The organism is Vibrio sp. OPT41 (assembly GCF_015163595.1).
Lineage (GTDB): Bacteria > Pseudomonadota > Gammaproteobacteria > Enterobacterales > Vibrionaceae > Vibrio > Vibrio alginolyticus.
This window is the reverse complement of record NZ_JADDYH010000014.1, coordinates 101,739-125,668: the sequence shown is the minus strand read 5'-3', so window position 1 is coordinate 125,668 and position 23,930 is coordinate 101,739. Positions and strand designations below refer to the sequence as shown.

Annotated in this window: 22 protein-coding genes; 7 read left to right on the top strand and 15 right to left on the bottom strand. The window is 43.3% G+C overall.

The features are described 5' to 3' along the window. Positions 1–16: 16 nt before the first annotated feature. The 7 genes from IQP38_RS04275 to IQP38_RS04245 all read right to left on the bottom strand — a co-directional run bounded on the left by IQP38_RS04275 (position 17) and on the right by IQP38_RS04245 (position 6,838). Complete coding sequence (locus IQP38_RS04275; RefSeq protein WP_005377198.1) at positions 17–220, bottom strand: EscE/YscE/SsaE family type III secretion system needle protein co-chaperone; 204 nt, start codon at positions 218–220, stop codon at positions 17–19. Further along, a complete protein-coding gene (gene sctD / locus IQP38_RS04270) occupies positions 207–1,508 on the bottom strand; it encodes a type III secretion system inner membrane ring subunit SctD (RefSeq protein ID WP_017821344.1) in 1,302 nt (433 codons plus the stop codon). Before sctD ends, IQP38_RS04275 begins: the two co-directional genes overlap by 14 nt. A 5-nt stretch (positions 1,509–1,513) precedes the next feature. After that, a complete protein-coding gene (gene sctC / locus IQP38_RS04265) occupies positions 1,514–3,388 on the bottom strand; it encodes a type III secretion system outer membrane ring subunit SctC (RefSeq protein WP_161441215.1) in 1,875 nt (624 codons plus the stop codon). Then, positions 3,385–3,813 carry a YscB family type III secretion system chaperone gene (locus IQP38_RS04260; protein WP_053307002.1) on the bottom strand — a complete coding sequence of 143 codons (429 nt, stop codon included), beginning with the start codon at positions 3,811–3,813 and terminating at the stop codon, positions 3,385–3,387. Before IQP38_RS04260 ends, sctC begins: the two co-directional genes overlap by 4 nt. Positions 3,814–3,825: 12 nt before the next feature. Continuing rightward, entirely contained in the window at positions 3,826–4,806 is a 981-nt protein-coding gene (locus tag IQP38_RS04255; protein ID WP_193837341.1) for a T3SS regulon anti-activator ExsD domain-containing protein, read from the bottom strand. A gap of 148 nt (positions 4,807–4,954) precedes the next feature. Continuing rightward, the gene (locus IQP38_RS04250) at positions 4,955–5,815 is read right to left on the bottom strand and encodes an AraC family transcriptional regulator (RefSeq protein ID WP_005377191.1); all 861 of its coding nucleotides are present in this window, start codon (positions 5,813–5,815) and stop codon (positions 4,955–4,957) included. A gap of 609 nt (positions 5,816–6,424) precedes the next feature. Next, entirely contained in the window at positions 6,425–6,838 is a 414-nt protein-coding gene (locus tag IQP38_RS04245; RefSeq protein ID WP_054579559.1) for a YscW family type III secretion system pilotin, read from the bottom strand. Between the two features lie 388 nt (positions 6,839–7,226). Here IQP38_RS04245 and exsC point away from each other — a divergent pair, with 388 nt between their 5' ends. Further along, entirely contained in the window at positions 7,227–7,673 is a 447-nt protein-coding gene (gene exsC, locus IQP38_RS04240; RefSeq protein ID WP_017821349.1) for a type III secretion system regulatory chaperone ExsC, read from the top strand. Between the two features lie 8 nt (positions 7,674–7,681). Next, positions 7,682–7,987 (top strand): T3SS regulon translocated regulator ExsE2, encoded by a 306-nt coding sequence (gene exsE2, locus IQP38_RS04235; protein ID WP_017821350.1) that lies wholly within the window; start codon positions 7,682–7,684, stop codon positions 7,985–7,987. Positions 7,988–8,113: 126 nt separating this feature from the next. Here the strand turns inward: exsE2 and IQP38_RS04230 are convergent, their stop codons facing one another. After that, positions 8,114–9,634 carry an aldehyde dehydrogenase family protein gene (locus tag IQP38_RS04230; protein WP_193837340.1) on the bottom strand — a complete coding sequence of 507 codons (1,521 nt, stop codon included), beginning with the start codon at positions 9,632–9,634 and terminating at the stop codon, positions 8,114–8,116. 239 nt (positions 9,635–9,873) lie between these two features. On the opposite strand from IQP38_RS04230, the gene IQP38_RS04225 reads away from it, so the two are divergent. Then, entirely contained in the window at positions 9,874–11,640 is a 1,767-nt protein-coding gene (locus IQP38_RS04225; RefSeq protein WP_193837339.1) for a sigma-54-dependent Fis family transcriptional regulator, read from the top strand. A 61-nt stretch (positions 11,641–11,701) separates the two neighbouring features. Here the strand turns inward: IQP38_RS04225 and IQP38_RS04220 are convergent, their stop codons facing one another. Next, entirely contained in the window at positions 11,702–11,839 is a 138-nt protein-coding gene (locus IQP38_RS04220; RefSeq protein WP_193837338.1) for a hypothetical protein, read from the bottom strand. A gap of 578 nt (positions 11,840–12,417) precedes the next feature. Between IQP38_RS04220 and IQP38_RS04215 the strand changes: the two genes are divergently transcribed. Next, positions 12,418–12,621 (top strand): hypothetical protein, encoded by a 204-nt coding sequence (locus IQP38_RS04215; protein WP_064376720.1) that lies wholly within the window; start codon positions 12,418–12,420, stop codon positions 12,619–12,621. A 10-nt stretch (positions 12,622–12,631) separates the two neighbouring features. Here IQP38_RS04215 and IQP38_RS04210 read toward each other — a convergent pair whose 3' ends face one another. The 4 genes from IQP38_RS04210 to zwf form a co-directional block, all read right to left on the bottom strand. After that, entirely contained in the window at positions 12,632–13,159 is a 528-nt protein-coding gene (locus IQP38_RS04210) for a hypothetical protein (RefSeq protein WP_033906174.1), read from the bottom strand. 226 nt (positions 13,160–13,385) lie between these two features. Beyond that, positions 13,386–14,834: a decarboxylating NADP(+)-dependent phosphogluconate dehydrogenase gene (gnd, locus tag IQP38_RS04205; protein WP_005377160.1), complete on the bottom strand. Its 1,449-nt coding sequence runs from the start codon at positions 14,832–14,834 to the stop codon at positions 13,386–13,388. A 38-nt stretch (positions 14,835–14,872) separates the two neighbouring features. Continuing rightward, positions 14,873–15,589, bottom strand: coding sequence for a 6-phosphogluconolactonase (gene pgl, locus IQP38_RS04200; protein WP_017634562.1), 717 nt, complete (start codon positions 15,587–15,589; stop codon positions 14,873–14,875). Beyond that, complete coding sequence (zwf, locus tag IQP38_RS04195) at positions 15,586–17,088, bottom strand: glucose-6-phosphate dehydrogenase (RefSeq protein ID WP_017634563.1); 1,503 nt, start codon at positions 17,086–17,088, stop codon at positions 15,586–15,588. Before zwf ends, pgl begins: the two co-directional genes overlap by 4 nt. Positions 17,089–17,625: 537 nt before the next feature. Between zwf and IQP38_RS04190 the strand changes: the two genes are divergently transcribed. Then, on the top strand, positions 17,626–18,591 hold the full coding sequence (locus IQP38_RS04190; RefSeq protein ID WP_053350326.1) for a helix-turn-helix domain-containing protein: 966 nt from the start codon (positions 17,626–17,628) through the stop codon (positions 18,589–18,591). 99 nt (positions 18,592–18,690) lie between these two features. Beyond that, positions 18,691–20,826: a TonB-dependent siderophore receptor gene (locus IQP38_RS04185; protein WP_064376719.1), complete on the top strand. Its 2,136-nt coding sequence runs from the start codon at positions 18,691–18,693 to the stop codon at positions 20,824–20,826. A gap of 91 nt (positions 20,827–20,917) precedes the next feature. Here IQP38_RS04185 and IQP38_RS04180 read toward each other — a convergent pair whose 3' ends face one another. Both IQP38_RS04180 and IQP38_RS04175 read right to left on the bottom strand, forming a co-directional pair. After that, positions 20,918–21,604: a response regulator gene (locus tag IQP38_RS04180; protein ID WP_017634565.1), complete on the bottom strand. Its 687-nt coding sequence runs from the start codon at positions 21,602–21,604 to the stop codon at positions 20,918–20,920. Beyond that, on the bottom strand, positions 21,601–23,220 hold the full coding sequence (locus tag IQP38_RS04175) for an ATP-binding protein (protein ID WP_053306993.1): 1,620 nt from the start codon (positions 23,218–23,220) through the stop codon (positions 21,601–21,603). Before IQP38_RS04175 ends, IQP38_RS04180 begins: the two co-directional genes overlap by 4 nt. Before the next feature lie 476 nt (positions 23,221–23,696). Here IQP38_RS04175 and IQP38_RS04170 point away from each other — a divergent pair, with 476 nt between their 5' ends. Beyond that, entirely contained in the window at positions 23,697–23,924 is a 228-nt protein-coding gene (locus IQP38_RS04170; RefSeq protein ID WP_005377125.1) for a hypothetical protein, read from the top strand. Positions 23,925–23,930 lie beyond the last annotated feature (6 nt).

Sequence of the window (23,930 nt, the reverse complement as noted above, 5' to 3'; positions counted from 1 at the left end):
GACTTCCTCGTATTTTTTAGTTAGCTTCGTATGATTCAACGACCGCATGGGCGGCAGTGTAAGCTTCATACTGTTTGAGTAGTAATTGGTACTGCTGTGGTGAGCACCCTAAATCCAACTGACGTTTCACCACCGCTTGTGCTTCTAAGAGCTTGCTCTTAATCTTGTGCACTTCCGCACCGTTTGTGTCGTTATTTAAAATTTGTTCAAGATTTGTCATTGTTCGTCTCGCCTTCATATCCGAGTTCTATTGTTATCACCCGCCCGCCTTTAACCAACTCAATACCAGCAGGTGTAACACTGGATATTCGGTAGCCCTGAGGCGTTCTTGCACCGACCATATAGCGAACGTTATCGGTCAGAATCACATATGGAACCTGGCCAAAGTTAACGCTACGAAACGGGAAATCGATGTTGGTGCCTTTACTCACCTTAGGTATGGATTTCAAAACTAAGTACGGTTTCTCACCATATTGTTCCCGGAAGTCTCGGGTCACACCGTAAAATCGAGTCGTTTCGATATCATCAAGCTCACCACGAACTTCGATGCGATCACCGCTGGTGACCAACTGGACTTTTTTCAGTAGCTCCGCATCCGTCAATAACGCTTTTAGCGTATCCATGTAGGCACCCGCTCGCTGCAGTTCGACCTTCCACGCAACAAGACCAGGCACGTCTCGCTCCAAGATTTGTTCAACTTGGTTCCAACGACTGGCATCATCGATATAGCCCGTCAGCAGCAGTGTGCCGGTCTCATCGCCATTTTCGACTTTCACTTGGTGATAGCCGAGGTTGCGCAAAATAAATCGAACCCCGCGACGGATTTCTTCCATCGTTCTTAAGTCACTTTTGTAATTGATGCCCAATACATCAATTCGACCAAGCAGATCGAGTTTCTGTGTTCGGTCTTCAACATAGCCCTCTAAGACTGCTTGGCGTGCGGCGGCATTCCATTCCACGCGAACGTCGCTAAGTTTGAGCTCGCCTAAGATGTTACGTACCAAAACAATGGGTTCTGCTTCTGTAACAATTTCATTGTTGTTTCCGTTAGCTTGGCTGTACCACATACCGGCAAAAATGACACTCGGGACAAAACTACAAAGCAAAGCGATGAGCGTTGTTTTTTTCCAGCTAGAGCGTTGCACAGCAACCACAGGTGTATTCTGTTGGCTAGATTCGTCGCTGACGTTACTCACAATTAACGCATCTTCCGCGTATCCCAGAGCGAACTTCACAACGCCGACCGAGACAACAGCATGGCGTGACAACTCGATACCATCACCTGCAACAGCGATGTCTTCACTGTTAATATTTGCCTCTTCGCAACCTCGTAAAATGACCGAGTCTTGCTGGCAAACGAGGGTGAAATGGTTCGCTTCGACCCCAGCATCAGACAGTACAAGATCAGCAATAAAGTCGTCACTGCCAAGCACGAGAGCACCTTCAGGTAAGGTGACTTCTACTCCGGTATGCACGCCTGATAAAATACGAATTTTCCATTGCTGCATCGCGGTTAAGACTCCTCTGAAGGGCGCACACACTCACTTTGTGAGTCATCACATTCCAATACTTTCACCCGCCAACCCTTTTGCCCTGTTGGTAATTGGCACTGCGTTAATTGAGACGACTTTTGCTGTGACAATAAGTCTTGTTGATAGCGCTCGGCTTGAACCCTCGATGTGCAGCTATATACTTCCACTACCGATTTAAATTCAGCGCTATTGTTGGAGATGTTGTTAAGCTTGCCGATACTTGGTCGCAAGTCATATTCGTTGCCAATCAACACACTATCGCCAATACCATCCACAACAATTCGAGGTTCTAAAATAAACATTCGTACTGTGCGGCGCTTAGTGTTGGTATTACTTCTAAACAGCGCGCCTAAATATGGGATGTCTCCTAGCAATGGCACTTTACGTAACTGATGGCTCACTTCATCTCGGTACACACCACCGATAAGTAAGCTTTGCCCTTGTTTAACCGTCGCTAAGGTGCTGATTTCAGTTTTACGAACGGAAGGAAGATCATCGACGCCACCATCAGCGATCTTTGCACCGTCTTCGAGATGAAGGCTCAGGTTAATTTCAGGTCGTGCAGCAAATCTATCACCAACGATACGTGGGACAATTCTCAGTAACGTGCCATACGTGACCTCTTCCAGCGCTGCGGTTTCTTTACCAACCAGCTTGACGTAAAAAGTGCTGCTGTTGTTCAGTACCGCTTCGACATTTTCCTGAGTTAACAATGTTGGTCTTGAAACCACTTGAGCACTGCCTTTGGATTCCAATAAACGAATTTGAGCCAGCAAGTAATTTAGGTTGGTTGAATCAAGCAAGGACTTAAAGTTCTGTCCACTGCCGAGCGTCACATCCCCCGAGTTCACATCCCCTGTTGTTTTGATATCGACAATGCGGTTGTTTCCGACAGACACTCCCGCTCGCCAATCCACGCCTAACTGACTTAAATCGTTGGCACTGATATCGACAATCGATAGCGCGACTTCAATTCTTGATTGCGGCTGGTCTAATTGCGCGACCAGTTTACGATAGAGCGGTAATCGTGCTTGAGTATCACGAACGATAATCGCATTAAGACCCGGCTCTGCTTCAACTGTTGCGCCACCATGAACTGAGGCGGTTTTATTACTTTTTACAGGCTTATCTGAACTGGTAACTTCTTTGCTAGACGCACTCGCCACTTGCGTTTGAACACCAGACACGACCCGTTTTAACACCGATGCGATGCCAGGGACCGTAATTGTCTGATCTCGATATGCAATTTCTCTATCCGTTGCAGAAGCGTACTTCAAAGGAATTATCTCAACGAATAATTCGTCGGTTGAATTCGATTTCTGCAGCAAGCGCGTTTCCAATGCCTCCGCCGTTTGTACCACTAAGTCGACATAACGTGGAGGACCCGCAAGATAGACTAACCCTTTGCTCTCAGCCGCTCTCCAACCATAACGAGAATCCCAAACGCCGGTGGAAATTAACGTACTGCGTAGCTCTCTAGCCGTAAGTAATTCCAATTGAAGTAAACGTGAGCGAGTTTCTGTCGCCTTATAGACATGTAAGACGGCACCATCGAAATACCACATCAAGTTGTACACTTGCGATAAGTAATCGAGGAATTCCGCCGGATCTTCAGGGGTAAAACGCCCATTCACTCGATCGTTGACTTTGTCACTAACAGAAACCGAGACACGATAATTTGCACCGAAGTTATTCAACAACTCTTTTAATGAGTCGTTATCTGCATAGTAGCGGAACGGTTGTTCGGGCCAGTGTAAGTCTGTTGCTTGCGCATATCCCAAAGGAACAACACTCACTGCGCATAACAATGCCTTTGTTGCAGCACGTCTAATGTTGGGAAAGATTTTTAGCATCATGGTAACCACACTGTATGGTTGATTGTGTGGTTCACACGTTCTTGTTCCAATAATGCAATGTAACGCTCACATAGATTGACGTGCTTAGAAAGCAAAGCAGAGAACCGTTCCACCGAACAGTCCTCAACCCGTACTTTACTTTGCAAAATCAATTGCTGATCATCATTGGTTGTCAGTACGCCGCCATCCGCACGAATGGTTTTTAATGAGAGCTGCATGCAACGTTGTAACGCTTGTTCTTGTTGATAATCTAGATGCTCTTTAAATTGGAAGGGTAACGTCGCTTCCCATAAAATCCATGACGCACGTTGCTTGATGGTCAGTGATAACTGGTCAACCTCGATGTTGTAAGAACCATTTTCTGAGGCAATAAAATCCCCTACCTTTAGCGCTTCCGCTAAAGATTTCATCATCTTATCTAACATTTAACGCCCTATTTAGATCTGGCTGAGGTGATTGCAAGCCTGGCCGCACTGACCACTTTGAGTATCAAAATAGTAGTGATCGATATCACCAACAGTTTGCATGTTCTTGAACCATTGCCATACTTTCGCAACCGCATTTTGGTCGTTGTAAACCACATCGCATGCATCCCAAACTTCGTTCAGCTCAGGGGCTTCAAGTCGTACTTCCGAACACCAATTTTTCCACTCAGAAATAAATTGTTCGGTTGTCGAGGTGTACTCCGCGAACCCTTTCAGCTCGTCTAAAGACGGTTGCCACTTCTCAATTAACAAACGATGACATTCAATCACTTGCAACTGTTGTTCGCTTAACGTCCCAAGTTGCTTTTTAAGTTGATGCTGCTGGCTCTTAATAAGATCGAGTTGCTGTTGAACAAAGACGGCACTGGTGTCTTCCCCTGATAGCTTCGACCAATATTCCTTCTGAATATCGAGTTGATTGATAAGTTGTTCAACTTTAATCGAAGCATGAAGAGCACTTTGATCGACTTGTCGGTTAATCCACTCGTTGAGTGATAAATGGAAACAAAGCATCAACGTTTTTGGGACAGCCAAATTAAAGCGAAAGCCCAGACGAGAGTTGATGTAGTCCAGCCTTTGTTCGAACGTTGTGATTGTGCTGCTATCACTGAGCTGCGATCCAATTTCCAAAAATAAACGCATAGCAAACCGGTCTATCGAAGCACCAAGTTTTTGATACGTTTTTACTAACTGGCTAGCGCACAGGCTATCGACGACATTTCTATCCAACAAGCGTTGAAGTAAAGATAGCTGCTCATAATTTATGACGCCTTCACTCAACAATTGTCGGTGATTGACGTGCACAACATTGAGATCCTGCGTAGGTTTCGAGGCGTTTTCATAACGAGCTCCTCTTTGTAAAACAGTCACTTTCCGCTGTGTCACTATGCTGTCTGGAAAAAGCGAACGGCGTCGCCAATGCTGCTTTTTCATTTATGTTCGTCTCCGCACCCCTTTCGAACAATCCAGAAAGAAAGAGATGTAATAATTTTTAATCGTTCGTTGTTACACGATACATAATAGAATTTACACTGGTGAGTGACTTTCAAAATTAGTCAGAAAATTTTAGTCTCAAGTCATTTCATTTCGCGATAGCCACTTGATCGTCTCCCGAACGTACGCGGCTTGGGGTCGTTCCAAAACGACGACGGTAACTCTGCGTAAAGTAAGACTGGCTGGAAAACCCTGCCTCCATCGCCACATCTACGATGCTCATCTTGCTCGTCAACAGCAGTTTATGAGCATGCAGTAGTCGACGCTCACTGATCCAAGCTCTTGGAGAAATGCCATAGTGCTCATTAAAAAGCTCTTTAAAAGTGGTTAAGCTGGCACCAAACTCCTGCGCGTAGTCTGTCAACTTCCATTCTTTTAAGTAATGCTGTTCCATAAATCGACGTAACCGTTCCGACGTACGGTTTGTTTGTTGTGACAGCAACGCATACAGTGATTCTCCTCCTTTGCTGTGTAGCAAGAGAATGAGTAGTTCTTCGTATTTTAGGCACATAATGGCATCAGGGTACGCTTGTTGCTCAAGCGTCTGCATGCTAGAAAGCACTTGTTCAACGAGTATGTTCAAACCAAAAGTAAACAAACCAGAACAAACTTTGTCTACCTTAGGCAGCATCATCAAGAGATCACTGTGTTTTTGCAGCAACTGACTAACGAGTTCATTGTCGTAAGCAATAATCGACGCTTTGTATGCCCCATCTAGCGGAGAGTACTCTAACAAGTAATCCCCTTGAGATAGAAATACCCCATTTTCTGCAGCAACATCGATTGTGCAATCACCTGTTTGAACTCGAAGCTGACCATTGTGAACGACAACAATGTGAGACTGGTCTGAGTGAAATACTTCGTCAGATTTTTCATAGCAGGAAAAACTACGAATTTTTCGTGAACTCGAGTCGACCCTTTCTGAGTTTAGTTGGCCTGACACATCCATTTTCTACCCTTCATTATTTTGAGTTTCTCAGTGCAAATGTTGAGAAACTTTCAAAGCACTACTTTGATTGTTGTTATTTCTAAGTACTGCTGTATGAATTAAAGAAGCAAAGAAAAGAGCATAGAAGTTCTATCACTTACCATACCCCCCGAATAATTAGCGAATAACCCAAGCATTACCTTTACCTAAAGGTAAAAGTTTGACTTAGTAAATTTCTGCTGTCCATCTTTATTATTTTTATCAGATAGCGTTTATCATTAGCCAAAACTTAAATATCATTTCGTTATTTAAGTTTGGTTGTTTTGTTATACATTAGAATACAATTAAATAGATTTCGGCATCGTTTCGAGAACAAAATTAAATTTCCAAAATCATAAAAATGTATGTTTTATAGCCTAAAACGCCAAGCCAACGTGTTCAAGGAGCGAGATATAATCATAAAAAATACTGTTTTTGCAACAAGTATGAGTCTAAAAAACAACTGACCCGATGACTTCAAAGTCATGTAATTAATGTTTATAAAAGACAACAAATCTTTCACAAAAGGAAAGATATGATCTTTATTTTTATAAATTAGAAAATTCTAATAAAAATGTAGTACTTAAAATTTTATCTGTTTATTTTTGGAACAAGAATCAAGTTTTCTTGTTTATTTCCCTCTAAAAATAAATAGTTCTTTTCTTTTTCCGCAACGAGCTCACCGTTTGAATAAAGCTTTCCAATAATCTTCATTTTTCCTTCACCAGCTTGAATTGGTGCAATTAAAAACGAATACTGCACAGGCAACTGAACACCTTGGTAGCTCTGAGATGCCGATTTAAGACATTGATTATCAATAACTTTACATATTTCCACTTCAAGAGAAGTAATCGAAGGTGGAAAGTAGCCGTCGACAGAAACCCAACCATAGACTGATGCCTGACTCTGTGTATCAAAGCCATCCACCCCATTGACGGACACAGTCTGACTGCACCCACTCAGTATGAATAACCCAATAAAACCAGCCCATATAGAATTGTTCATTATGACCCCATAAACGTATTTTATATAATCTAGCTCATTTGAAATTCACACAATTCTTTATGTAAAAATATAAAAGATCAACTTATATTTATACTACAAGCGGACAATAAATCGCATTTTTCAACAACACGTAGTTAACATGGACTGTAATTTCAAAAGCAGTTTCTGTTCTCTTTCATTCCTTCCTTAATTGAAGTTTATTAGAGAAAAGTGATATTCATATATATCATTACCATCGAGATATGCATCTGAACACATTTACTTTTGCCTTTCTATTTCTCTCAACACATTTAAAAGCCAAAATATAATAACAACCGACTAATATTGATAAACATGAAGAGATACATCTAATATTTTCCTTGATAAAATTTCAAAAGGGACTATTCCTATGTCAGCACGCCAAACTATCGATGAGATTTTGCTAAAGTTTGCTCATCAAATAGGCTTGCCTGCACTGCATCTAACGGAAAATGAAGTAAGCTTAGCCTTTGATGATAATCTAAGGGTGCATATCATCTTTCATCCTGAATCGACAACTCTGCAGCTCGAAGCTGAGATTGTTGGCCTTCAAATTGTAAATTCCGATCTTTATCGCTCTTTCTTGGCCTTTAATTATCACTGGCCTGAGCACCAGTTATTTTTTAGTTTAGATAACCACCGACATGTCCTATGTTTAAATCGACTCATTAACATTAGGCGACTGGATTACGAATATTTTGAAACAGCTTTAGCAGAATTGCTGACGCACAGCGAGTCGTGGGAAGCGTTATTGTCTTCTCATGTAACTATTGATAAGGCACCACCGATGCCACAAACTTTAGACTTGAGAGTTTAGGTGTCTTTATGTCCAATGACATCCAATCCACATACACCAATTCATCGGTTCATGACGTTCAACAAGCGCAGCAAAGTGATGCAGTGCCGCAAGGAACGTTTCATGGCCGTAAAGTCACCCTACTCTCCTCATCAGAAAGCAGTCTGATGCGAACAAGCTCTAAAAGAGAGCTTGGTGAATGTTTAAATCAATTTGCCAGTCTCGAATCTTGCAATCGCGTTTTGGACTTTGATCCACAACTCAATATTGACAAGCAAAACGCCGCCGTAGAAAAGCTTATGGAACGAAAAGTGGCGATAATTCAACGTTCCTGATATCACAATATAAGCAGGTTAAACATCTAAGTTAACCTTCAGCCGACAAGCTCACGCTAATAAAAAACCCCGAAGATTCGGGGTTTTGATTCATACTGCTTTTTCTTTATTAATTACTTAGTTTCACTAGAAGAAGCCTAACGGGTCGATGCTGTAGCTAATCAGCAAGTTCTTAGTATTCTGGTAGTGATCCAGCATCATCTTGTGCGTTTCGCGCCCGATACCCGATTTTTTGTAACCACCGAACGCTGCGTGTGCAGGGTAAGCGTGGTAACAGTTAATCCAGATCCGGCCAGCTTCAATATTACGGCCCATACGATATGCAACGTTCGCATCACGTGTCCAAACACCTGCGCCTAAGCCATATTCAGTGTCGTTTGCGATTTCCAACGCTTCAGCCTCATCTTTGAATTTGGTGATAGCGATCACTGGGCCAAAGATTTCTTCTTGGAAGATTCGCATCTTGTTGTGGCCTTCCAACATGGTTGGCTGAATGTAGTACCCCTGGTTGATAGACTCTGGCTGTTCTGACACTCCACCACCAAAGACCACTTTTGCGCCTTCTTCACGGCCGATTTCCAGGTAACTTAAAATCTTATCAAACTGTTCTTGAGAAGCCTGAGCACCGACTTGAGTATCGGTATCGAGCGGATTACCTTGTTTAATCAGCTGTGCACGTTCCGTCAGTTTCTCTACAAACTTGTCATAAATCGCTTCATGAACCAGTACGCGAGATGGACAAGTACAAACTTCACCTTGGTTGAAGAAACCAAGTAACGTACCTTCGATACACTTATCAAGATACTCATCTTCGTAATCGAAGATATCTGAGAAGTAGATGTTTGGAGATTTACCACCTAACTCAACTGTCGATGGGATCAGGTTGTCTGCTGCACATTTCAGAATGTGGTTGCCAACTTGCGTAGACCCGGTAAACGCGAGTTTCGCAATGCGGTTGCTGGTTGCTAATGCTTGACCCGCTTCAGAACCATATCCGTTTACAACGTTGATGACACCAGGAGGAAGAAGGTCACCGATTTTTTCCATCAGAACCAGAATCGACGTTGGGGTTTGCTCTGCTGGCTTCAATACCACACAGCAACCCGCCGCTAGTGCCGGTGCTAGTTTCCAAGCCGCCATCAACATTGGGAAGTTCCACGGAATAATTTGACCAACCACACCAATCGGTTCTGGGAAGTGGTAGCTTGCGGTGTGCTCATCCAGTTCTGCCGCACTGCCTTCTTGTGCGCGAATACAGCCAGCGAAGTAACGGAAGTGATCCACTACTAAAGGTAAATCTGCCGCCAAGGTTTCGCGAACTGGTTTGCCGTTTTCCCAAGTTTCTGCAACAGCAAGCTCTTCTAGATGCTGCTCAATACGGTCAGCAATTTTCAGCAAGATGTTCGAACGTTCTGTCACGCTGGTTTTGGCCCATTTTGCTTTGATGTTGTGCGCGGCATCCAGTGCTAAATCAATATCTTCCTCGCTAGAGCGAGCAACTTTACAATACGCTTGTCCGTTGATTGGTGAGATATTGTCAAAGTACTCACCACCCGTTGGTTTTACCCATTCCCCACCGATAAAGTTATCGTAATGCGATTTAAAGTTAACAATGGCATTTTCACTACCTGGCTGTGCATAGATCATAACTCTTCCTTTTGTTTCTCGTTCAATGTGTTATTGCAGTGTCGTATCGCACTGTTCACAAAGAGCATTACGCAAGTCACACGCCAACTACGCCACACTTGTTGTTAATTAAATGTAAAACTATGATTACCAAGCGATAACAAACCAAGTGAGCGATGTTTGAGCGGATGTATGGTGTGAACACCAATGTTCAAGTGTTCCAAAATGGCACACCCTCACTGTGACAAAATGGTACAGTCATGGAACTTCAACATATTAGCGATAACAATTGGCTTTCAACTTCATGGGTCAGAAGTGAACAAGCGGGTTTAAAACAGCGTCGACGCCCTGAAGATATTCGAGTAACGCCAGCGACGCTCCAAGATAGGCGTCACCAACTCAACTTTTTGCTAGAGGCAGTCACTCAATTTGCGCTCCCTTTGTTTAATCAGCTATTTGCTCATAGCGACAGTCGCTTAATTTTGACGGATTCAGATGGTGTCATCATCGGCAGTTGGGGACAGCCTAGATTTCGTGAGAAGTTGACGGAAATCTCGCTAAGCTCTGGAGCATGCTGGCAAGAAAAGGTCAAAGGCACCAACGCGATTGGTACAGCTTTGGTTGAAGCAAAGCCCGTTTCTGTTATTGGTGATCAGCACTTTATCCAACACCATCGTTTTATTAGCTGTTCGGCTAATCCTATTTTCGATCATCTTGGTAACCTCATTGGCGTATTAGATATTACAAGCGAGCAAAAGAGACATGACTTCTCAACGCAAGTACTAGTACAAAACATGGTCCAGCAAGTGGAGAATCAACTACTTAACTTGATTCCACAAGGGCATATTCGTGTGGATTTAGCGTGCGAAAAAGGTTTACTGAATAGTGGTTGGCAAGGAATTATCATTGCAAATGAAGACGGACAAGTTTTGGCTCACAATCAAGTAGCCTCTCAACTTTTTGCGCAAAAAAGTATCATTGGGCAATCCTTAGACGACATTCTATCCACTCGGGGAAATGAGCACCCTTTCGTTTTCAAAACAAAACCGCTTACCGATAAAGATAGCAAGGTCAAGTCTCGTGCTGTAGCGGCGTCCAATGATCTTCATTATGGCGACTCCGCTGTTGAGCACTGTTGGCAGCAAGCCAATCGCGTCATCGATAAAGACATCAGTTTGTTGATTCTCGGAGAGACTGGTGTTGGCAAAAACGAGTTTGTGAAAGCACTCCATAAAAACAGCCAGAGAAAAACGGGACCGTTAGTTTCCGTCAACTGCGGAGCGCTACCAAAAGATCTGGTTGAATCTGAATTATTTGGCTACGTAGCCGGTGCCTTTACTGGCGCAAACAGCAAAGGCTATCAGGGAAAAATTCGCCAAGCACACAAAGGGATTTTGTTTCTAGATGAAATCGCAGATTTACCCTTGGAAGCTCAAAGCCGATTGCTCCATGTATTGCAAGATAAAACCGTGCTTCCCGTGGGTTCCAACCAAAGCATTCAAGTCGATACGCAAATCATTGCAGCCACGCATAAAGATCTGGAACATTTGGTCAGCGAAGGATTGTTCCGCCAAGATTTGTATTATCGCCTTAATGGCTTGATCATTGAGCTACCTCGCTTTGAGGAACGTGATGACAAACGACAACTGATTGAGAACATTCATCGGCGTCACGCCGAATCTGAACAACAGCTTTGCCCTCACCTACTTTCTCTGATGCTGTCTTACTCATGGCCAGGAAATTTGCGTGAACTCGATAGTTTAATCAAAGTATCCGCCTTAATGGCGCAAGGTGAAGAAATATTGGAACTCATACACGTCCCAGCCCACCTAAGTATGAAACTCAGCCAAGCTCAAGAAGGAGCAGCATCCGCTGAACCAACTTCAGAACTGCGTGCAACCGTCGAAGATAAGTTGCTCAAAACATATCAAGCCAATCAGGGGAACATTAGCAAAACGTCTCGTATGCTTGGTGTGAGCCGAAATACCATTTACAGAAAGTTGAAAAGCCTTGGCATATTAAGTTAATTCTACGACCTCAGATACAAAAAGAGCACCGTTGCGGTGCTCTTTCTCTTTGAAACCTAGCTTACAGGCCGCCTTGTTGTTGTGCCTGTTTTACTAATGCCTGACGTTGAGTTTCCTTCTCAGAGATCACTTGATTGTCCTTGCGCATTTCCTGTTCCAATTCTGCTGGAATGAAAACAAAGTACTTGTTAAGAGTCATCTTAGAACCTCAATTTGCTGTGTTAATTACCTTCTTGGTCAACGTAAACAAAACCAGAAAAACATGTTTTACTGGATCCTTGTTGCTAGTTTCAAAAAATAAAGGATGTTCATATAGTAAACATCCTCCATGTGGGCGCTAATTATAGGCGTAGTTTAAAGGCTTACCTAGCACTCTTTTTCACCTTTTATGCAATCTGAGTTTCGATCGAAAAACAGATTTAATTGCCCGTAGTTACTAAGGTATTGTTAAAAAGAGAAAAAAACTTTTACTGTAACTGACGACAGGGATGAGCTTACGAGTGTAGGTTCACTTGCAATTGTGTATCGTAGAGTTCGAATACGATAATAATAACGCTACATGCCCTTAATCTGCGTAGTTAAAAACTTTGAAGTGATAGACAACCGAAGTCATATCTGTGCAACTCAGTTTAACGATTTGTCTACCAGTTCAATATTTCACCTTTTTTGAGAAATCTTTAGCCACTTTTTTGTGTGAAACGCCCCAAAAGAGCAGACAATTAAAAGTGTGGCATATGACCACAATTGTCTATCCCCACTTAGCATCGGGAGGCGTTTATGAAAAGTAACAAACTTGGCCATGTGATGTCTTTCAGCAGGATGTTTTCCTTCATTGCATTCTTGACGGCCACATTCGCATGGATTCTCAGCATGTACGCCCTATTTACTGTTTCTTTAGTGGCTCTTTTGGTCAGTGCAATTCTCTACCTAAAAGACAGGTTTTATCAAAACAAGAAAACGACCACTGAAAAGAGCGCCTAGGCGCTCTTTTCTATTGGATGTCATTTCCGTGTGACTTGATATAGTTATCAATCCGTTCGAGTTCGTGAAAATAACCATACATACCAATACGATTAATTTCTGGTTCTATACAGTATTTTTCTTCTTTTACCATAGCTTCTACAAACATTCCGCTTGATGCAATTGTGAAAGGTGGACACGCTGAGTAACCATTACTTTCTGCAATATATTTCAATCGCCCAAATTCAAAAATTTGACCTGGAATAGCAACGATAAGGGACAAGACAATTGTTATAGTTATCACTTTAATCGGCACTTTGACTAACTGAGTCATTCGATCAAATAAAATATAGACCAATAATGTAGGGCATAAGAGTAAGCTTGCGATACTTAAAACATATGACGCATCAATGTAGAGCACTTGAAAACCACTACTGAGCTGAAGCGGTAGAGATTCGAAAACGAAATGATGATAAAGGCGATAGATAGAGTAAGTAATCAGTAATATGAACATAAGCAACACGAAAGCTGTGTGAAATGGATGCTTCTGTTGTGTCATTTCTATTACCTTATAGTTGAGGAGACGACAGAGAGCTGCTTAGCTTCACTCTTCGAAGAGAAATATTAAACTGCTAGCAAATGCATGCTCTCCCATTTCTGAGAAGTGCGTGACGAATCAACGTTTAATGTAACTTTTAAATCTACCAATATCTTACAGACACAAAAAAGGATGCCACTTGGGCATCCCTTTATATCTTTATATTTAGTCGGTTTACTTAAAACGATTACACGTCGTAAGTTGTAGACGCTGTGTCGCCGCCTGTACCAGTCCAGTTAGTGTGGAAGAATTCACCACGTGGACGGTCAATACGCTCATAAGTGTGAGCACCGAAGTAGTCACGTTGAGCTTGAAGCAGGTTCGCTGGTAGACGAGCTGTTGTGTAACCGTCTAGGAAAGATAGCGCAGAAATCGTACATGGCATTGGGATACCAGACTCTAGAGATTTCGCTGCTACTTTACGCCATGCTGCTAGGCTGCCTTGTAGGATGTTTTTGAAGTACTCATCAGAACCAAGGAAAGCGATGTCTGGGTTCGCTTCGTACGCATCACGGATGTTGCCTAGGAACGCAGAGCGGATGATACAACCACCACGCCACATTAGTGCTACGTTACCGTAGTTTAGGTCCCAACCGTTCTCGTTAGACGCCTCGCGCATTAGCATGAAGCCTTGAGCGTAAGAGATGATCTTAGAAGCTAGTAGCGCTTGACGTAGTGCATCAACCCACTCTTGCTTGTCGCCTTCAACTGGAGTGATTGTCTTACCGAATAGAGACTCGGCTTCAACACGTTGGTCTTTCAGTGCAGATAGACAACGAGAGAATACAGACTCAGAGATAAGCGTTAGTGGAATACCTAGGTCTAGTGCGTTGATACCAGTCCATTTACCAGTACCTTTTTGGCCTGCTGTGTCTAGGATCTTTTCAACGAGAGGCTCACCGTCTTCATCTTTGTAGCCAAGAATGTCAGCCGTGATTTCAACAAGGTAGCTGTCTAGCTCAGTCTTGTTCCAATCAGCGAATACTGCTTGCATCTCGTCTGCAGACATACCAAGACCGTCTTTCATGAACTGGTAAGCTTCTGTGATAAGCTGCATGTCACCGTATTCGATACCGTTGTGTACCATCTTAACGAAGTGACCAGCACCGTCGTTACCAACCCAGTCACAACATGGCTCACCAGCGTCAGTTTTCGCAGCGATACCTTGGAAGATAGGCTTAACCGCTTCCCATGCTTCAGCAGCACCGCCAGGCATGATAGATGGACCGAAGCGCGCACCTTCTTCACCACCAGATACACCAGTACCGATGAAGTGGATACCTTTTTCACGTAGTGCAGCAACACGACGGTTTGTATCTGGGTAGTTAGTGTTACCACCGTCAATAATGATGTCGCCTTTGTCTAGCAGAGGTACTAGCGCTTCGATGAACTTGTCTACAACGTCACCAGCGCGAACCATCAACATTACTTTACGCGGCGTTTCTAGCTTCTCTACTAGTTCTTCTAGAGAGTATGCACCGATGATGTTCGTGCCTTTTGCTGGACCTTCCAGGAACTCGTCTACTTTAGCAGCAGTACGGTTGTGAGCAACCACTTTAAAGCCGTGATCGTTCATGTTTAGGATAAGGTTTTGACCCATTACTGCTAGGCCAATTACACCGATATCACCTTTCATTGTTTCTCTCCAATTTTATTTCATCGACGAGCAGCGTCTTAAGCAATTTTTGCTGCCGCGTCTAAATCTAAATACCATTCCGTTAGGCCCGATTTCGCTTGAATCTTAGCCGCTGGGTATGGCAGTGCGTGTGCTGGTGAACTGTTAATTTCTTCAACAATGTCCGCTTTTCCTGCACCAAGCACTAAGTAACTAATGCGTTTCGCTGCTTCTAATACGCGTGCGGTTTTCGACACACGAAGTTGGCCCGATTCAGGATGCGACGCCACAAGAGATAGGTTCGCATCATCATAATTCGTTTGGCCAGGGAACAGAGAAGCTGTATGACCATCTGCACCAACGCCTAATAAGATCCAGTCAAACACAGGTGTGCCGTTTTCACTCGGGATCACCTCTGCCATCTCTTTTGCAAAGCGCTCGGCTTCTGCTTTAGGCTCATCTTCGCCACGGATGCGGTGAATGTTTTCCGCAGGAATATTTACTTGGCTAAACAACAACGTGTTCGCTTCACCGTAGTTGCTTTCTGCATCGTCAGGGGCAACACAACGTTCGTCACCCCACCAAAAGTGGAGGTTTTCCCATTGAATGGAGGTTGCGTAAGCCTCTGAAGCCAGTAGTTTAAACAGCATTTTAGGAGTGCTGCCGCCAGAAAGAGAGATGTGAACAGGTCTGCCCATTTCGCTAAACGCTTTCATATCGTTAGCTAGGCTTTCAACTACCTGTTCTGCTGTTTGGTAGATCTTATGGTTGATCATAGTTCACAGTAATCCGTATCTGTTAAGTTTTTACATGGGAAACGCCAAGCGCGGCCATCACGCTGTAACAAGTCATCTGACTCTTTAGGTCCCCAAGTGCCGCATGCGTACCCGAAGAGGGATTGTGGATCTTGCTTAAAATCTAAGATTGGCTGTACGTATTGCCAGCACGCTTCCACCGCATCACTACGTGCAAATAGCGTAGCATCACCATTCAAAGCATCAAGTAGAAGACGCTCGTATGCCGTTAGCATTTGCGTTTCTTGCAGGTCAGCGTAATGGAAGTTCATTTTCACTTCCTTCGCTTCAAAGCCTGCGCCTGGCTCTTTCAAGCCAAAGCTCATTTGAATGCCTTCGTCTGGTTGAATACGAATGATCAGCTTGTTTTCTGGTGCGTTTTGACCAAACACAGGATGCGGTGTTTGTTTAAAGTGGATAACCACCTCAGTAACGCGTGTTGGAAGACGCTTACCAGTACGCACGTAAAATGGCACGCCATTCCAACGCCAGTTGTTGATGTACGCTTTCAAACCGATGTAAGTCTCTGTACGAGAATCGTCTGCAACTCCCGGCTCTTCACGGTAGCCGCGTAGGCTTTGCCCACGGACTTCAGACGCCGTGTATTGGCCTAATACTAGGTCATTGCGCAGAGCGTTTTCGTCTAATGGCTTTAGGCATTGAAGCACTTTTACCACTTCATCACGCATCGAGTCTGCATTGATTTGCGCTGGTGGTTCCATACCTACCATTGCTAATACTTGTAGCAAGTGGTTTTGGAACATGTCGCGCACAGCGCCAGAGTTGTCGTAGTAACCACCACGTTCCTCTACGCCAAGGAATTCTGCGCCTGTGATTTCAACGTAATCAATGAAGTTACGGTTCCAAAGCGGCTCAAACATCGCATTAGAGAAACGAAGCACAAGTAGGTTTTGTACCGTTTCTTTACCTAAGTAATGGTCAATTCGGTAGATTTGATGCTCTTGGAAGTGCTCGTGAATTTCTTTGTCCAGAATACGCGCCGATTCAAGATCATAGCCGAATGGTTTCTCAATGATCAGGCGTTTCCAGCCATCCTCTTCACTGTTAAGACCATGTGCTGCAAGACTTGCAGGGATCACACTGTATAAACTTGGTGGGGTTGCTAAGTAAAAAAGCGTATTGCGTTGCTCGAATTGATATTCGTCCGCAAGTTGGTCTAAGCGAGAAGATAGCTTACCGTAATCTTGTGTGTCAGAAGTATTAATTGCTTGGTAGTGCAGATGGTTAATAAATGCATCAAGCGTTTCTGGCTCAGTCTTTTCCATTTCCTGAAGCGATTTTTTCAGCTTCGCGCGGTAAGACTCATCACTGTATTCAGTGCGACTTACACCCAGAATGGCAAAATTCTCTGGAAGCTGCTTGTTCGCGTAGAGGTGGTATAAAGCAGGAATGAGCTTACGGTACGTAAGGTCACCTGAAGCACCAAAAATAACGATGCTGCTGTTTTCTGGTATTACCATCATCTTTCCCTTAAAAACGAGGTACTTATTGTGTGCCCGGATACGGCTAGAGAATTAGCCAACCCTATCAATGGCACCTCAAAATAGAAAATTGGTCTTACCTATTACGTTGATAGGTAAAGTCTATGGGCCCAAAGAACCTTAAGAAGTTGCATTTCCGATTCTTGGAAACACGACGTATTGAGGTCATTTAAGTCACTTATGTCTCAAAAGTACACACTGTACTCGCTGGAGGAGAGTCCGACACGGGGCAATATTGTCTACGACTATTTGATTTACATCAACACTTGCCAGTGCAAACGTTTAAATAAGTTGCACAAAACGTCATAAGCGATTGTATTTTATTGATAAAAAAAGTTTCATCTGAACGCTACAAAATTTAAGCAAAAACTCTAATATGGGTAAAAATTACTCATACTTGCAATCCATTACAGTTTTATCGTGATCTGTGTTACTTACTTTTTATTTCATCATCCTATTGATAATGATACTCAATTAAAGATAATGAAATCACTATTAATGTGAAAGTAGAACGCCATGAAATCAAGCGCCATTAACCCACATCCCATTAACCGAATACAATCGGTGCTTGACTACATTCACACCAACTTAGACAGCACTCTGAGCGTAGATGAAATATCAAAAGCAAGTTGTTGGTCGCGCTGGCAACTGCAACGCGTATTTCAACAACACACTGGCGTATCCGTCGCTCACTACATCAGAGAGCTTAAACTTAGCCTTGCGGCTGAGCGCTTAATCCATACTTCTGACCGCTCGTTAGATATAGCGATAGAAATGGGATTTACATCTGAACACGCATTTAGCCGAGCGTTCAGGAATATGTTTTCAAAAAGCCCCCGCGAATATCGAAAAACGCAACAACTCTCCGGGTTGAGGCAACCTTTGACGCTGCGTAAGACACCAGAAGAAGAGAAAAAACATCAGCGCTTTATTGAAGTTCGAATAGAAACAAAACCGGCTTTTGAACTTGCTGGTTATCATGAACCTATTCACGGATTGTTTTCCGCTACGCCCGATTTCCAATCCAAAGTACCGTCACTTTGGTCACGTCTTTATTCATCTGAAAACCTTAATAATTCGGAAAGTACTTACTTTGGCGTGATTGATGTGACGCAAGCGTATTCAAACAACCAACAACTTGAGTATTGGGCAGGTTATGAGTGCAGTCCAACAGCAAACGCACCAAGATCAACGAACTCTTCCAACTCGGGGTTAGACCTCTTGGCTGTTCCTGAGCAAACCTACGCCGTCATTACACACATAGGCAAAGCATCAGAGCTCGCCTCAACGCTGGAATGGTTTATTTTACATTGGCTACCCTACTCTAATTATCATGCTATCGATGGTTATGAGTTAGAGCTTTATCCAGAAGGTTATGATGTTGATAGCGAACAAGCACAAATGCAGTATTGGATTCCTGTCGAGCCAAACGACTCGCTATCTTTAAAACCTAAGAACAGAAGAATAAGTTCCAAAGATTAGTGTTTTGCACCAAATTGTTAACTTTTCCTATTTCTTTGAATATAGAATACAAATAACAATCATTATCAATAAATAGAAAAAGTAGTGGAATTTATAAATATGGAAAGTCCGATTCGATTTCATCGTTCAGCGGTTGCTATCGTCGTATCCGCATTGCTCGCTGGCCACGCCAATGCGACTGAGAGCGTATCCCAACACGAAACGATTACGGTGCTAGGAGAAACATACCGAAACACCGCAACTAAAACCGTTTTAGAACCGGAGGAAACACCGCAAGCGATCACGGTAATCACTAAAGATGACATGGACCTACGCGGCGTAAACTCGGTGAGCGAAGCATTACGTTATGCGCCTGGCGTAAATACAGAATTGCGTGGTGGTGCCGTTTCCCGACTTGACCTATTCAATATTCGTGGTTTTATTAACTACACCAACTTTTATGATGGTCTTCCTTTGCTGTACAACGGTTGGAACCTTCAACCGCAGGTCGATTCCGTTGCTCTTGAGCAAATCGAGGTTTTTAAAGGGCCAACGTCTGTTCTTTACGGCAATATTCCACCAGGAGGTATGGTCAACATTATCGCCAAGGCGCCTCAGTCAACACCCTCGCACTCTGTCTCGATTAGTACTGGGACTAACAACCTAAAAGAACTGACGTTCGACACCACAGGACAAATTGGTGATTCTAATGTGGATTACCGTATCGTCGGCCTGGCAAAACAGCGAGATGGTCAAGCCGATACGTCTGAAGATGAACGTTATGTACTCGCCCCATCTTTCAATTGGCAAGCGACAGAAAGCACATTAGTGAACGTGAATGTTTACTATCAAAATGATCCATCAGCAGGTATCTACACGACTGTGCCTGCATCTGGCTCAGTGATTAAAAACCCACTTGGCTCGATGTCACCAAGCACTTATTTAGGGGATGAGGACTGGAACACTTACGAACGCGAAGTTCTGATGATGGGTTACAAAGTCCAACACGACTTTAACAACAATTGGCAATTTCTACAGAATGCCCGCTACATGACCGCCGATGCCTATCAGGAAAACACATATAACGGTGCACTTGAAGCGGATAACCGTACCGTTGGTCGAAATGCCTATTTAACCGATGAAAAGTCCAAATCCTTTGTGATTGACAACCAACTATCGGGCTACATTAAAACAGGAAATTTTGAACATAACTTATTGTTCGGGCTTGATTATCAGTATCTAGACTCAGATGTAAAATACAAAGACACGCTTGGGTATTCGCTAACTCAGGACATTTTTAATCCTGACCACAACAGCATTGATCGTAATGCACTGAATTTCCAATACAAACAAAACTTGGATATCAAAACGAAGCAGATTGGCGTTTATTTCCAAGATCAAGTTCGTTACGACCAACTTGTAATGATTGCAGGTCTTCGTTGGGATAAATACGATTCAAATACAGACGCCGTTAGCGATTATCTAGGAACAGTATCCAAGAGCAAGGAAGAGTTAGACGATACCAACGTATCTTTCCGAGTCGGTGGTTTGTATGAGCTAGATTTTGGTCTCTCGCCATACCTTACTTACTCGGAAAGTTTCGAGCCAATTGCGGGTGCCGACTCTTCTGGTAAAGCATTTGAGCCATCAACCGGTCATCAATGGGAGTTAGGCTTTAAATACGCACCATTATCTGGTGATATCTCAGGTAACTTAGCACTCTTCCATATTACGAAGAAAAACGCGATCTTGACCGATCCGAATAATCCATATGCACCGAACTATCAAGCGGGCGAAGTGGTATCACAAGGTATTGAACTTGAGGCAAAATGGCAAGCCACAGCACAAGCTGATTTCACTCTAGGCTATACATATACCGATATGGAGATTACCGAGGACAGTTATTACAACCAAGAAGGTAAAACGCCGGTTTGGGTACCTGAGCAAACGGCCTCTCTATGGGCCAATTACTTCTTTGAAGGAAATCTTTCAGGCCTTCGTACCAGTGCTGGCGTTCGCTATGTCGGAGAAGCACAAATTGATGCACAGAATAGTCAAAAAGTACCGGACTACACCTTGTTTGATTTAGCAGCAAGTTACGATTTCTCAACGGTATCTGAATCAATGAAAGGGGCTAGCGTCACACTTTCTGCAAGCAATCTATTCGATAAAGAATACTATTCTTGTTACGACAAAAATAACTGTTGGTTTGGCGCTGAGCGCTCTATCGAAGCGAAGTTAGAATACAACTTCTAACCTCTTAGAACGGAACAGCAGTAATTTGTAAAGCGATGGTTTCTACAATAAGCCATCGCTTTTTATTTTGCATAGAGCATCAATATAAACGCTACCTTGTCACTTTTTTATAGCACCTTTCTGGCCTACCAACAGAGCCATAGTTTAAATCAGCCTCTAGTTCACCAGTGCTGATAAGATACTCCAAATAGCGCCTCGCCGTTGTTCGGCTCGCGCCGATCTTTTCGCCTGCCTCATCAGCGGTCAGCACACTGCCATTTGGGAACAACTCTCTGATCTTGTCTAGGGTTACACCATCAATCCCTTTTGGTAATCGGTTCGGCAAGTTGTCTTGATTGGCATGAGACTGCAGCATTTTATCAACGAGGTTCTGATCCAAACTCTCTACGATGTCTAGTTGTTGGCGTTGGGACACATACTTTTTCAGTGCGGCATCTAAGCGTGGAAACATCACGGGTTTTAACAGGTAATCGACAACGCCACCCCTCATCGCCTGTTGTAATGTATCGACATCCCTTGCGGCTGTAATCAAAATGACATCACACGTTTGGTTACTTGCACGCAGTGTATTTAGTATCTCAAGCCCTGTGCCATCGGGAAGATAGACATCCATCAATAGTAAATCTGGCTTAAGAATGTCGAGTTGCATTTCCGCTTCCATTCTCGTGGTCGCAATTCCAACCACTTCCAAACCTGTCAGTTGGCTTAAGTATTTGTGGTGCAGCTCAGCAATAGCCAGATCATCTTCAATGATCATTACGCGAGTCGCCATACTCATAATTGTTCTTCCTTGGGTAAGTACACCGTTATTCTTGTCCCATAATTTGTATTGGGTATCATCTCAACATGGCCGTGATATCGAGTAGCAAGCTGATTGACAAGGTGTAACCCAACACCTCGATTTTGACGAGATTTCGTCGAAACGCCTTTTGTAAATAATGTTTGTGGATCCATTGTTTTTGGGAGGCCACAGCCATGATCTATCACCTCAAGTATCACTTCATTTCCGTAATCGCTAACGGACACATCAATGTTTCTGCGTTCTGACGCAACATTTGATTCATCGCGAATTGAAGTTAACGTGGCATCGAAAGCGTTATCAATCAAATTACCCAAAATTGTGACTAGGTCTTCCGAATTTAGCCACTCAGGCAGGGGCTCCAGACGACTGCCTTCCTCAACCACCAGTTGTAAGCCTAACTCGCGAGCACGTTCAGTTTTTCCAAGCAACATACCTGCAATTAGCGGGTCTTTAACGGTATCTCTTAAAAACTCAATCATTGCCTGATAGTGTGCGGTTTCTTGTCCAATTAACTTTTGCACCGCATCAAGTTCACCCATTTGTACTAGCCCACTAATGGTGTTGAGCTTATTGCGATGCTCATGGGTCTGTGAACGTAACAAATCTGCATATTCCTTGGTTTGTGATAGCTGCTCGGTTAGATCATTGATTTCATCCCTTAAACGGAAACTCGATACCGCCCCCACGATTTTTCCATCAACATAAATTGGAGAGCGATTTGCAATCAGGCGCTTATGATTAAGGAATATTTCAATATCATGATCTTCCTGCCCGCTTTCTAACACTGTATATAGATCGCTATCACGCAGCGTATCAGTCAAAGGTTTATTGAGCGCTGATTCTCTATCAATACCGAGAATCTGGCAGGCACTACGATTTATCGAGCGAAGTATCCCTTGGGCATCAATGCTTAACACGCCCTCTTTGATGGTGCTCATCGTCACTTCTAATTCGCCGTACAACCGCCCTATTTCTTCAGGCTCAAAGCCTAAAATGGCGCGCTGAAACTTTCTCGACGCATAATTGGATACAATGGCATTAGCGACGACAACTACGATGACCATTAAAATCAAAAAGGCCAAAAATGGTTCGATGCGGTCTTGCAGTCGGTCGAGCAAATAGCCAACCGAAACCACACCAATGATGTTCCCTTGCTCGTCAAAAATCGCAGCTTTACCACGAACTGAATAACCTAACGAGCCCTGTGCCGTCGAAACATAAGACAACCCCTGTTCTAGCGCTCGACGATTGTCGCCACCTCTCATTGGCTTGCCCAACCGCTCATCAACAGGGTGGATTAAGCGTACTCCCTTATGGTCGCCAATAACGATGAATGCAGCACCTATGGCTTCGGTTAATTCTCTAAAGCGAAGTTGGTATGGCTGGGGGTTTTGGGTTTCGATCATTTCACGAACAACCGCTGAGTCCGCTAAAAAACGGGCAACACCCAGTGCTTTTTCTCCCATTTCTTGCTCTTGATTGATTTTGAGATAAGTGAACCCCGCGGCGACAAGCAATAACAGCTCTATCAACCCCGATAGCGTCATGATAATGAGCATCCGCTTACGAAAGCTGATGGTTTTCCAACTCATTGATACATCCTTGTGATTCACTCTTGAGCGTAACGTTAACACTCAGTTAACAGCATGACGTTGTCGCGGTGATAAATCTGTGAGGAAGGCAAACAAACCGCAGAGTTTACGGTTAATTAATCGACGAGCTGAAACATAAAATTACAACCATTCACCAAATTTAGCATTCCTCTCTGATACTCAATTCCATACATAAATTGCCCTTAAAATCATGATCGCGATCACATCGATTTTAGCGGTTTTTGAGGCGTTTTTAGACTTTACAACGTATAATTTTTAATCAACGAAACCAATGAGAGTTTCGGTTTGAAAGCAGTGAAGCTGGAAGTCTATTAAAAGCTCAACATTGATGTCAGTGGTTTGGACAAAAATAAAACAAAACACAAATACTGACTACATGACAAACACTTAGACACCATCTGAAAACTGGAAAACTATAAACAGAGGTGCATTTATAGTTAGAAGGAACACCAAACATGGAACGCGATACCTTTGGAATATGCCTGAATAAGGCGATGCTGTCAGAGAATATGTATTCAACATTTACACACGTCAGGGCTTATGAAAAAAACGGAGGCGGTACTTCTGATCTCAAAGTCCTGTTATCGTTCCCTCAAATGAGTGGAAAAGATCTATTGAATACGATGCGAGGTTCTCGTCAGCTCGAGTGGAGAGCGGAGTTTCACTGTCCATATACGAAATAAATTTGT